The following is a 10,321-nucleotide window of genomic DNA, read 5'->3' on the forward strand; positions in this document are numbered from 1 at the left end:
GAACAGGGCGGCGGCCTGGAACACATAGCCGTAGGAGCGCTTCTCGCGCGCCTGCTCGGGCGTCAGCCCGTTGACCGCGATCGTCCCCGAAGTCGCCTTTTCCAGGTCGGCGATGACGCGCAGCAAGGTGGTCTTGCCGCAGCCGGATGGACCGATGAAGGAGACGAATTCGCCCTTGCCGATGGTCAGATCGACATTGGACAGCGCCTGCACCGGACCGTCATTGGTCTGGAAGGTGAGGCCGAGCTTGCTTGCCGAAACGACGGCTGGCGGCTGTTCGGTCATTGGCTGCAGCCTGCCTTTCGCAGCCGCCGCGGCGCTGTCCGCAATCCGGTTGATTTTATGATAGCGTTGCTTTCCACTCGTCCTGTCCCACCCGATCGACGCCGCCCGGAGCCTTGCCGATGTCGCCTAAACCCACCTGTCATCTTGTTCGCCCCGAAAGCACCTATCAGGGCAAGCAGGGGCTGAGCTATTTCGCCGGCATCGCCGCCGAGACCGTCGGCTCCTCCGGCATCTGCATGCATCTTCTCACCATGCCGCCCGGCGCCCGCGCCAAGGCGCATATGCATGAAAGCCACGAGACGGCCATCTACGTGCTCTCCGGCGAAGTCCACACCTGGTACGGCGACCGGCTCGAGCACCACATCGTCGTCAAGGCCGGCGACCTGTTCTACATCCCGGCCGGGGTGCCGCATCTGCCGGCCAATCTGAGCGGAGCGCCGTCCTCGGCGGTCATCGCCCGCACCGATCCCAACGAACAGGAAAGCGTCGTCCTGCTGCCGGAACTGGATGGGCTCGTCGCTTGACCCCGACGGGGTCGCCGTCATTTGCATCGCGCGACTTCGCCCATCACATTGCCGTCCTCGTCGGCCACCACCAGCTTCTTGGCATTCTTCGCGCTGCGCTTGATGGTGAATTTGGTGGGCGCCTGACCCTCCTCGCCTTCCGCCTCGCATTTCGCCGTCACCACCAGCGAGCCGTCGGCCTGGGCCTGCTTGTCGCTGAAGGTGCAGGCGCTGGCCGCCGTGATCAGTTCCTTGTCGGTCAAAAGCAGCATCTTGTCGGCGGCGACCTGCTGGCCGTTCCGGTTGATGCAGCCATATTTGTCGCCATAAGGCTTCGTGAGATCGATGCCGGCGGCCCATGCATGGCCGGCGGCAAGAACCAAGGCAGCGGTGAAAAGCAGCCCCCCGCGCCGCATGCTCAAACCCCCGTCGCCGGAATGCCGGTCCGCTCCACCTTGCGTGGCGCGGAAATCTCCTTCCAGGTCGACAGCGCCCGGTTGACCGCGGCGTTCGGCTCGCGGGCGACGAACTCGCCATGGCCGGCCTTGGCCTTGACGTCCGCTTCCTCGATCGAGAGTTCGCCGCGCGAGAAGACGAAGCGCGGCAGGCCGGTCACCTCGACGCCTTCGAAGACATTGTAGTCGATCACCGATTGCTGCTTCTTGGCCGAGATCGTCTTCTTGCGCTTCGGGTCCCAGACGACGATGTCGGCGTCGGCGCCTTCGACGATCGCGCCCTTCTTCGGGTACATGTTGAGGATCTTGGCGATGTTGGTCGAGGTCACCGCGACGAACTCGTTCATCGTCAGCCGCCCGGTGTTGACGCCTCTGGTCCACAGCACCGGCAAGCGGTCTTCGAGCCCGCCCGTGCCGTTCGGGATCTTGGTGAAGTCGCCGACGCCGTTTCTTTTCTGCTTGGTGGTGAAGGCGCAGTGGTCGGTCGCCACGACCTGCAGCGAGCCGGCCTGCAGGCCGGCCCACAGCGAGTCCTGGTGCAGCTTGTTGCGGAAGGGCGGGCTCATCACACGACGCGCCGCGTGGTCCCAGTCCTTGTTGAAATACTCCGTCTCGTCGAGCGTCAGATGCTGGATCAGCGGCTCGCCGAACACCCGCATGCCCTTCTGGCGGGCGCGGCGGATCGCTTCGTGGCTCTGCTCGCAGGAGACATGCACGACATAGAGCGGCACACCGGCCATGTCGGCGATCATGATGGCGCGGTTTGTCGCCTCGCCTTCCACTTCCGGCGGACGCGAATAGGCATGTCCCTCGGGGCCATTGTTGCCGGCGGCCAGAAGCTTTTGCGAGAGCGCCGCGACCACGTCGCCGTTCTCGGCGTGGACAAGCGGCAGCGCGCCGAGATCGGCGCAGCGCTGGAACGACGCATACATCTCGTCGTCGTCGACCATCAGCGCGCCCTTATAGGCCATGAAGTGCTTGAACGAGGTGATGCCCCTGTCGACGATTTGAGCCATCTCGTCGAACACCTGCTTGCCCCACCAAGTGATCGCCATGTGGAAGGAATAGTCGCAGGACGCTTTCGAGGTCTTGTTGTCCCACATCTGCAGCGCCTCCAGCAGCGACTGCTGCGGCGCCGGCAGGCAGAAATCGACCACCATGGTCGTGCCGCCGGAGAGTGCCGCGCGCGTGCCGGATTCGAAATCGTCGGCCGAATAGGTGCCCATGAAAGGCATTTCGAGATGGGTGTGCGGATCGATACCGCCCGGCATGACATAGCAGCCGGTGGCGTCGAACTCGTGGTCGCCATGCAGGTTCGAGCCGATGGCGACGATCTTGCCGTGCTGCATCAGCACGTCGGCCTTCCATGTGCGGTCGGCGGTGACGACGGTGCCGTTCCGGATGACTTTGGTCATGTCTGTTCCCCTGTTCTTTCGCGCTTCTTGGCGAGCGGCGTTGCGAGGTGATTGGTCCGGAGCAATTTCAGGGAAAGTGTGAAGCGGTTTTCCGTCCGAAATTGCCTCAAAACAAAGACACTAGAGCATTCCACCGTTTCCGTGAAACGGTGGAATGCTCTAGTCGGTCATTCGACGATCCCCGCCGTTTCGACCACCGCGTGGAACAGCACATCGGCGCCAGCCGCAGCCCATTCCTTGGTGATCTCCTCGGCCTCGTTGTGGCTGAGCCCGTCGACGCAGGGACACATCACCATGGCGGTCGGCGCGACGCGGTTGATCCAGCAGGCGTCGTGGCCGGCGCCGGAGACGATGTTGCGATGCGAGTAACCCAGCCGCTCGGCGGCGTCGCGGATCGCCTTGACACAATTCTTGTCGAAGGTGACCGGGTCGAAATGCCCGACCTGCTCGATCTCGTATTTGATGTCGAGCGCATCGCAGATCGTGTCGATGCCCTCGCGGATGCGGCCATCCATCGCGTCAAGCACTTCCTTCTCCGGCGAGCGGATGTCGATGGTGAAGACGGTGCGGCCAGCGATGATATTGCGCGAGTTCGGATAGGCCTGCATGTGGCCGACGGCGCCGACGGCGTCGGGCTGATAGTCCATGGCGATCTCATGTACCAGCTCGATCACGCGCGCCATGCCGAGCCCGGCATTGCGGCGTTTCGGCATCGGTGTCGAGCCCGTATGCGCTTCCTTGCCGGTCAGCGTCACCTGCAGCCACTTCAGGCCTTGGCCGTGGGTGACGACGCCGATGTCGATGCCCTCGTCCTCCAGGATCGGCCCCTGCTCGATATGAAGCTCGAAGAAGGCGTGGATCTTGCGATCGCCGACCTTCTCGGTGCCTTTCCAGCCGATGCGCTCGAGCTCCTCGCCGAACTTTTTGCCGTCCTTGTCGACATGCTGGTAGACGTCGGCCTGGTCGAGCACGCCGGCAAAGACGCCCGATGCCATCATCGCCGGCGCGAAGCGCGCGCCTTCCTCGTTGGTCCAGTTGGTGACGACGATCGGATGTCTCGTCTTGATGCCGAGATCGTTGAGCGAGCGCACGACTTCCAGCCCGCCCAGCACGCCCAGCACGCCGTCATACTTGCCGCCGGTCGGCTGCGTGTCGAGATGGCTGCCGACATAGACCGGAGGCAGGCTGGGATCGGTGCCTTCGCGGCGGGCAAACATCGTGCCCATCTCGTCGACGCCCATTTCGAGCCCGGCGGCATCGCACCAGCGCTTGAACAGATGGCGGCCTTCGCCGTCCTCGTCCGTCACGGTTTGGCGATTGTTGCCGCCGGCGATGCCGGGGCCGATCTTCGCCATCTCCATCAGGGAGTCCCACAAACGGTCTGAATTGATTCGCAGATTTTCGCCGGGTGCGGCCATTTGCGGTTCCCATTTTCACCAGGGGTCTTGTCGCCCCTTGAGTGGTTTGCATCCTGACCGTATGGTCAGCTTTCAGACTACACAACCTGACCAAGCGGTCAACGAGAATCTTGGGGGAGACATGACCGAATCCACCCGTCCCATGCGGCGACAGGATATAAGGCGGGAGAATGAAAAAGCCATCCTGCTCGCCGCCGAAAAGGTGTTCGCGGAGGCTGGGTTCGGTGGCGCCACGATGCAGTTGATCGCCGACCTGGCGGGACTGCCAAAGGCAAATCTCCACTATTATTTCGCCACCAAGGAAGAGCTCTACCGGTCCGTCGTCCAGAACATTTTCGAAATCTGGCTGCAGGCGGCCAATTGCTTCGACGCTGCGCGCGGCCCGGTTGACGGCATCAGCGCCTATATCGACGCCAAGATGGAAATATCGCGCCGTCATCCGGACGGTTCGAAGGTCTGGGCCTCGGAAGTGATGCACGGCGCGCCGGTGCTTCAGGACTATATGGAATCGACTTTGCGCGAATGGACCGATGGCCGCGTCGAGATCATCAGGCGCTGGATCGAGGAGGGCAAGATGGACCCGGTGGACCCACGGCATCTCCTTTACATGCTCTGGGCCACGACCCAGCACTACGCCGATTTCGGCCACCAGATCGAGACGCTGAACGGCGGCAAATCGCTCTCCGACCGGCAATGGCGGGAAGCCAAGGAAAACATCAAACGGGTGATCCTGACCGGCATCGGCGCGCAGCCAGCCTGAATCAAGCTCACTCAAGATCGGCGCTCCCGCGCCGACCTCACCTGCCGTGCCGCGGACACCCTCGACGGGGAAGGTGTCCGCTCCGGCTTGTCAGTCGATCGACCTCAGAACATCGCGAACATGGTCGATCAGCTCGTTGATCTGGCCCTTGGTGATGATCAGCGGCGGCGACAGCGCGATGATGTCGCCGGTGGTGCGGATCAGCGCGCCGCGCTCGAAGGCCTTGACGAAGGCCGAGAACGCCCGCTTGGTCGGGCTGCCGGCGATCGGCGCCAGCTCGATCGCGCCGATCAGGCCGATGTTGCGGATGTCGATGACATGCGGCTCGCCCTTGAGCGAATGCAGCGCGTCTTCCCAGTAAGGCGCCAGTTCCTCGCCGCGCGTCAGCAGGCCTTCTTCCTTGTAGGTGTCCAGCGTGCCGAGCGCCGCCGCGCTGGCGATCGGATTGCCCGAATAGGTGTAGCCGTGGAAGAACTCGATCATGTGCTCGGGGCCGGTCATGAAGGCGTCGTGGATTTCCTTCCTGACGAACACCGCACCCATCGGGATGACGCCGTTGGACACGCCCTTGGCCGTCGTCATGATATCCGGCGTGACGCCGAAATAGTCCGCCGCGAACGGCGTGCCGAGACGGCCGAAGCCGGTGATCACTTCATCGAAAATCAACAATATGCCGTGCTTGGTGCAGATTTCCCGAAGCTTCTGCAGATAGCCCTTCGGCGGCAGGATGACGCCGGTCGAGCCGGCGACCGGCTCGACGATGACGGCCGCGATGGTCGAGGCATCATGCAGCGCGACGAGCCGCTCGAGATCGTTCGCCAGCTCCGCGCCATGTTCCGGAACGCCCTTCGAGAAGGCGTTCTTCTCCGGCAGATGCGTGTGCGGCAGATGGTCGACGCCGCCGAGCAGCGTGCCGAACATCTTGCGGTTGGAGACGATGCCGCCGACCGAGATGCCGCCGAAATTGACGCCATGATAGCCGCGTTCGCGGCCGATCAGCCGGGTGCGCGAGCCCTCGCCGCGAACACGGTGGTAGGCGATCGCCATCTTGAGCGCGGTCTCGACCGATTCCGAACCGGAATTGGTGAAGAAGACATGGTCCATGCCCTTGGGCGCGATGTCGACCAGGCGGTTCGCCAGCTCGAACACGATCGGGTGGCCCATCTGGAAGGCCGGCGCATAGTCGAGCTCGGCGGCCTGATGCTGGATCGCCTCGGTGATCTTCGGCCGGCAGTGGCCGGCGTTCACGCACCACAGGCCCGCGGTGCCGTCGAGCACCTTGCGGCCGTCGCTGGTCGTGTAATGCATGTCCTTGGCGGACACCAACATGCGTGGCGCCTGCTTGAACTGACGGTTTGCCGTGAACGGCATCCAGAATGCGCTGAGATCGTTCGGCGTGACTTTCAGCCGGTTGGACATGACCAAGACTTCCCCTTGTAACCTGTTTCGGTGCGGCCAACGCTTGGTCTTTGCTGCGCTTTCGTGCTACGCAAAATTTTGACCGGTTGGACAAACGTTAGCACCGCCTGTCGGCGGTCAAAAGGATTACTAGCGGAAATGCGGCATAAAAAGCGCGCTCCACAGCCCAAGGAAAAACTGGTCCAGACAATTGGTCCAGATGGCCGGCGTTGGAGTTTGCAAGGATGACGGACACGATGGAAGGCTCCGCTCCCCGCCGCACCCGCATCCAGCAGGAAAAGCGCGAGCTGATCCTCGAAGCCGCGCTCGAAGTCTTCTCCGCCAACGGCTTTCGCGGTTCGACCATCGATCAGATCGCCGAAGCCGCCGGCATGTCGAAGCCGAACCTCCTCTATTACTTCCGCCGCAAGGAAGACATTCACGAGACGTTGATGCAGCGCCTGCTCGACACCTGGCTGGCGCCATTGCGTGAGCTGGACGACATCGGCGACCCGCTGACGGAACTCAGAAGCTATATCCGCAGGAAGCTGGAGATGGCGCGCGACTTCCCGCGCGAAAGCCGGCTTTTCGCCAACGAGATCCTGCAGGGCGCGCCGCGCATCAAGCCGATGCTGGAGGGCGAGTTGAAGACCCTGGTCGACGAGAAGGCCGCCGTCATCAAGGGCTGGATGCGCGCCGGCAAGATCGTCCGCACCGATCCCTGGCATCTGATCTTCTCGATCTGGGCGACGACGCAGCATTATGCCGATTTCGACGTCCAGGTTCGCGCCGTGCTCGGCGCCGACCGCGGCGGCGACGGGCGCTTCGAGGACGCGGCGCGTTTTCTGGAGCAGCTGTTCCTGGATGGGTTGAAGCCGAAGGGGTAGCACCTCGTCATAACGGCCCAACGGGCTGGAACAACTTGGGAGCCGTCTGGCTATCATTGCCCTTGGAGATTGGCCGAAGCCTATCAGCTTCGTCATCCACGGGCGAAGCAAGGAGCGTAGCGACGCAGCGCAGACCCGAGGATCCATTCCGTGACTTCAACGCGCCGCCACGGTGCAAAATTCTGCTCCGCGGCGCCCTTCGATCAAGGTAACGGAATGGATCCTCGGGTCTCCGCGTCCGCTTCGCTCCCGCTCCGCCCGTGGATGACGAAGTTGAAGGGTTGCCGACAGCCAATCTCACGCGCTGCGTTTCTGGGCCGGCTGGGCCTCGAGCAGCTTCTTGAGCTTGGCAACCGAATTCTGCTCGGCAAGCGGCGTGTAAACGATCAGCCGCATATCCGAGCCGTCGTCGATCGACAGGCTCATATGCTCGAAGGTCATCGCGCCGGCGATCGGGTGCCGGAGGTGCTTGAGCCCGGAGAGCCGATGCACGACATCGCGCTGCGGCCACCATTCCCGGAATTCGGGGCTGGAGCGCATCATCAGCGCGATCAGCCGTTCGAAGTCCGGATCGCCGGTGTATTTCGCGCTCTCGGCGCGGAAGGCGGCAAGGGTCGCGCGCGCCAGCTGCTCCCAGTCCACCAGAAGGCGCCGCCGGTGCGGATCGGTGAACACGCCGTGGATGATGTTGCGGGCATCGCCTTCCAGCAAGCCATAGTCGCCGAAAATGGCGACCGCCGCGTCATTCCAGGCCAGCACGTCCCAGCGCGGGCCGACGACATAGGCGGGCTGCAGCACCAGGCTCTGCAGCATGTGCAGCAAGGGTCCTTCGACCTTTGTCTGCACGATGCGCCGCCGCTCCGGCTGCTGGCGGCCGGCGAGCGTGAACAGATGCCGCTGCTCGGCGCCGTCGAGCCGCAATGCCTGGCAGAGCGCGGTCAGCACCTCGACCGAAGGCCGCACATCCCTGCCCTGCTCAAGCCATGTGTACCAGGTCGTGCCGACCCCGGCGATCATCGCCACTTCCTCGCGCCGCAGTCCGGGCGTGCGCCGCCGCGCGCCGCAAGCGATGCCGGCGACATCGGGCGAAAGCCTCTCGCGGCGCGAACGCAGGAAGGCGCCGAGCTCGCGCCGGCGGTGATCTTCGGGGGAGTGGGTCGCGATATCCATGCGCCTATTATAGCAGTACTGATACCAGGATAAAGTTTGAACTGTTTGAGATAGTCGCCGTATCCCATCTTTGCGTTCAGAGCAGCGCAAGGAGGCTCTGGACATGGAACTCAAGGACAAAACCATTCTCGTCACGGGCTCGACCGACGGCGTCGGCCGTGTGGTCGCCGAAAGGCTCGGCGCCGCCGGCGCCCGCGTGCTGGTGCATGGCCGCGACGCAGGCCGCGGCAAGGCGACGGTCTCCGCGATCGAGGCCAAGGGCGGCAAGGCGGAATTCCTCGCCGCCGACCTCGCTTCGCTGGCCGAAGTGCGCCGCCTCGCCGAAGCGGTGCTCGCAAGGACCGACCGGCTCGACATCTTGATCAACAATGCCGGCGTCGGCACTGGCGGCCAGGGCGCGAAAAGGCAGGTGAGCGCCGACAGCTATGAATTGCGCTTCGCCGTCAACTATCTCGCCGGCTTCCTGCTGACGTCGGAGCTCTTGCCTTTGCTCAAGGCAAGTGCGCCGGCGCGGATCGTCAATGTCGCCTCGGCCGGCCAGCAGGCGATCGATTTCGACGACGTCATGCTGACGCATGGCTATAGCGGCGTGCGCGCCTACTGCCAGAGCAAGCTGGCGCAGATCCTGTTCACAGTCGACCTGGCGGAACAGCTCGAAGGCACCGGCATCACCGTCAACGCGCTGCATCCGGCAAGCTACATGGACACGACCATGGTCAGGCAGGCCGGCGTCACGCCATGGAGCTCGGTCGAGACCGGCGCCGACGCCATCCTCAACCTCGCCGCATCGCCGGCGCTCGACGGGCGCAGCGGCCGCTATTTCGACGGCCAGCGGGAATCGCGCGCCGATGCCCAGGCCTATGACGAAAAGGCCCGCCACCGGCTGAGAGACCTCAGCCTCGAATTGATTGGGCACGCATCTTCAGCATCAAGGGAACAGCATTCATGAACGAGACTATCGAACATTGCGTGATCATCGGCGGCTCCTCCGGCATCGGCCTTGCCACGGCCAAACGGCTGGTCAGCCCCACGATGAAGGTGACGATCACCGGCCGCAACGAGGAGAAGCTCAAGGGCGCCTGGAAAAGCCTCGGCGGCACCGCCGGCAAGGCCGCTTTCAACGCGAGCAAGCCTGACCAGGTTCGGAATTTCTTCGATGGTCTCGGGCCGTTCGATCACCTGGTTCTCGCCGCAAGCGGCGGCAAGGGACTGGGACCGTTCGCGACACTCGACCTCGCCGACATCGGCAGCGGCGTCGACGAGAAGATCCGGCCGCAACTCTCCTGCCTGCAAGCGGCCTTGCCGACCTTGAACAAGGCCGGATCGGTCACCTTCATCTCGGCCGTCTCGGCGCAGATCGCGGCGCCCGGCGTCGCCGGCATCGGCGCCATCAACGGCATGCTTTTGACCGTCGCACCGATCCTCGCCGTCGAGCTGAAGCCTTTGCGCGTCAACGTCGTGGCGCCCGGCGTCATCGACACGCCCTGGTGGGACTTCCTGCCGGACGATCAACGGCAGGCGGTGTTTGCCGACTATGCCGGCAAGACCCCGGTCGGCCGCATCGGCCGCGCCGAGGATGTCGCCGAGGCGATCGCCTTCCTCGTCTCCAACAGCTTCATGACCGGCCAGGTGCTGACCTGCGACGGCGGTCTGAGGTTCGCGGCCTAAAGCATGTCTCCCGAAAGTGGGAACCGGTTTCGGGATAAAGACATGCGCAAAATCAAAAACCTAAAGCGCATGGAGCGAATCTGAAAAGATCGCGACGCGCTTTAGCCTGGACGGCCGCGGCGGCGCGGTCGCCTATATGCCCTGCGCGATCAGCGCCAGGAACCCACCAGCCAAAGCAACATTGCTGACGACGCCATTGATGCGGGACGCGCGATCCGGTCCTTGATGGTCCCAGAAATTGTGGAACATCGGCGTCGCGACGATCAGGAACAGGATCAGGGCCGCAGCCGCTGCCGTGGTCCAGATGCCGGCAATTACCAGCGCTCCGGCCGCGACCTGCAGCACGATGCCCAGCCATAGAG

General features: G+C 63.7%; 12 protein-coding genes. 5 read left to right on the forward strand and 7 right to left on the reverse strand.

Annotation, left to right across the window (positions count from 1 at the left end; translation table 11 throughout):
• Window positions 1–285 (reverse strand): ATP-binding cassette domain-containing protein (locus tag EOD07_RS10130; protein ID WP_127235336.1); only part of this gene is annotated, 285 nt, incomplete at its 3' end.
• Between the two features lie 113 nt (window positions 286–398).
• Here EOD07_RS10130 and EOD07_RS10135 point away from each other — a divergent pair.
• Window positions 399–809 (forward strand): cupin domain-containing protein, encoded by a 411-nt coding sequence (locus EOD07_RS10135; RefSeq protein WP_176479989.1) that lies wholly within the window; start codon window positions 399–401, stop codon window positions 807–809.
• A gap of 17 nt (window positions 810–826) precedes the next feature.
• Here the strand turns inward: EOD07_RS10135 and EOD07_RS10140 are convergent, their stop codons facing one another.
• The 3 genes from EOD07_RS10140 to EOD07_RS10150 form a co-directional block, all read right to left on the reverse strand.
• The gene (locus tag EOD07_RS10140) at window positions 827–1,204 is read right to left on the reverse strand and encodes a hypothetical protein (RefSeq protein WP_127235337.1); all 378 of its coding nucleotides are present in this window, start codon (window positions 1,202–1,204) and stop codon (window positions 827–829) included.
• Window positions 1,205–1,206: 2 nt separating this feature from the next.
• Window positions 1,207–2,658: a dihydropyrimidinase gene (gene hydA, locus EOD07_RS10145; protein ID WP_127235338.1), complete on the reverse strand. Its 1,452-nt coding sequence runs from the start codon at window positions 2,656–2,658 to the stop codon at window positions 1,207–1,209.
• A gap of 167 nt (window positions 2,659–2,825) precedes the next feature.
• Window positions 2,826–4,076 (reverse strand): Zn-dependent hydrolase, encoded by a 1,251-nt coding sequence (locus EOD07_RS10150; protein ID WP_127235339.1) that lies wholly within the window; start codon window positions 4,074–4,076, stop codon window positions 2,826–2,828.
• 121 nt (window positions 4,077–4,197) lie between these two features.
• On the opposite strand from EOD07_RS10150, the gene EOD07_RS10155 reads away from it, so the two are divergent.
• The gene (locus tag EOD07_RS10155) at window positions 4,198–4,836 is read left to right on the forward strand and encodes a TetR/AcrR family transcriptional regulator (RefSeq protein ID WP_040988054.1); all 639 of its coding nucleotides are present in this window, start codon (window positions 4,198–4,200) and stop codon (window positions 4,834–4,836) included.
• A 90-nt stretch (window positions 4,837–4,926) separates the two neighbouring features.
• Here the strand turns inward: EOD07_RS10155 and EOD07_RS10160 are convergent, their stop codons facing one another.
• Window positions 4,927–6,255, reverse strand: a complete 1,329-nt coding sequence (locus EOD07_RS10160) for an aspartate aminotransferase family protein (RefSeq protein WP_127235340.1) — start codon at window positions 6,253–6,255, stop codon at window positions 4,927–4,929.
• Window positions 6,256–6,491: 236 nt separating this feature from the next.
• On the opposite strand from EOD07_RS10160, the gene EOD07_RS10165 reads away from it, so the two are divergent.
• Window positions 6,492–7,121 carry a TetR family transcriptional regulator C-terminal domain-containing protein gene (locus tag EOD07_RS10165; protein ID WP_041012267.1) on the forward strand — a complete coding sequence of 210 codons (630 nt, stop codon included), beginning with the start codon at window positions 6,492–6,494 and terminating at the stop codon, window positions 7,119–7,121.
• Between the two features lie 297 nt (window positions 7,122–7,418).
• Here the strand turns inward: EOD07_RS10165 and EOD07_RS10170 are convergent, their stop codons facing one another.
• Window positions 7,419–8,291, reverse strand: coding sequence for a helix-turn-helix transcriptional regulator (locus EOD07_RS10170; RefSeq protein ID WP_127235341.1), 873 nt, complete (start codon window positions 8,289–8,291; stop codon window positions 7,419–7,421).
• A 103-nt stretch (window positions 8,292–8,394) separates the two neighbouring features.
• Here EOD07_RS10170 and EOD07_RS10175 point away from each other — a divergent pair, with 103 nt between their 5' ends.
• Together EOD07_RS10175 and EOD07_RS10180 are read left to right on the forward strand one after the other, a co-directional pair.
• The gene (locus tag EOD07_RS10175; protein ID WP_127235342.1) at window positions 8,395–9,240 is read left to right on the forward strand and encodes an SDR family NAD(P)-dependent oxidoreductase; all 846 of its coding nucleotides are present in this window, start codon (window positions 8,395–8,397) and stop codon (window positions 9,238–9,240) included.
• A complete protein-coding gene (locus EOD07_RS10180) occupies window positions 9,237–9,959 on the forward strand; it encodes an SDR family oxidoreductase (protein ID WP_127235343.1) in 723 nt (240 codons plus the stop codon). Before EOD07_RS10175 ends, EOD07_RS10180 begins: the two co-directional genes overlap by 4 nt.
• Window positions 9,960–10,091: 132 nt before the next feature.
• Here EOD07_RS10180 and EOD07_RS10185 read toward each other — a convergent pair.
• A partial coding sequence (locus EOD07_RS10185; protein ID WP_164772154.1) for a DoxX family protein occupies window positions 10,092–10,321 on the reverse strand: 230 nt, incomplete at its 5' end.

The organism is Mesorhizobium sp. M2C.T.Ca.TU.002.02.1.1 (assembly GCF_003997225.1).

Excerpts from the sequence above, each read along its gene's own strand:
- EOD07_RS10180 (WP_127235343.1), top strand. The coding sequence starts at position 9,237 with ATGAACGAGACTATCGAACATTGCGTGATCATCGGCGGCTCCTCCGGC.
- EOD07_RS10160 (WP_127235340.1), bottom strand. The coding sequence starts at position 6,255 with ATGTCCAACCGGCTGAAAGTCACGCCGAACGATCTCAGCGCATTCTGG.
- EOD07_RS10170 (WP_127235341.1), bottom strand. The coding sequence starts at position 8,291 with ATGGATATCGCGACCCACTCCCCCGAAGATCACCGCCGGCGCGAGCTC.
- EOD07_RS10155 (WP_040988054.1), top strand. The coding sequence starts at position 4,198 with ATGACCGAATCCACCCGTCCCATGCGGCGACAGGATATAAGGCGGGAG.
- EOD07_RS10175 (WP_127235342.1), top strand. The coding sequence starts at position 8,395 with ATGGAACTCAAGGACAAAACCATTCTCGTCACGGGCTCGACCGACGGC.
- hydA (WP_127235338.1), bottom strand. The coding sequence starts at position 2,658 with ATGACCAAAGTCATCCGGAACGGCACCGTCGTCACCGCCGACCGCACA.
- EOD07_RS10165 (WP_041012267.1), top strand. The coding sequence starts at position 6,492 with ATGGAAGGCTCCGCTCCCCGCCGCACCCGCATCCAGCAGGAAAAGCGC.
- EOD07_RS10140 (WP_127235337.1), bottom strand. The coding sequence starts at position 1,204 with ATGCGGCGCGGGGGGCTGCTTTTCACCGCTGCCTTGGTTCTTGCCGCC.
- EOD07_RS10150 (WP_127235339.1), bottom strand. The coding sequence starts at position 4,076 with ATGGCCGCACCCGGCGAAAATCTGCGAATCAATTCAGACCGTTTGTGG.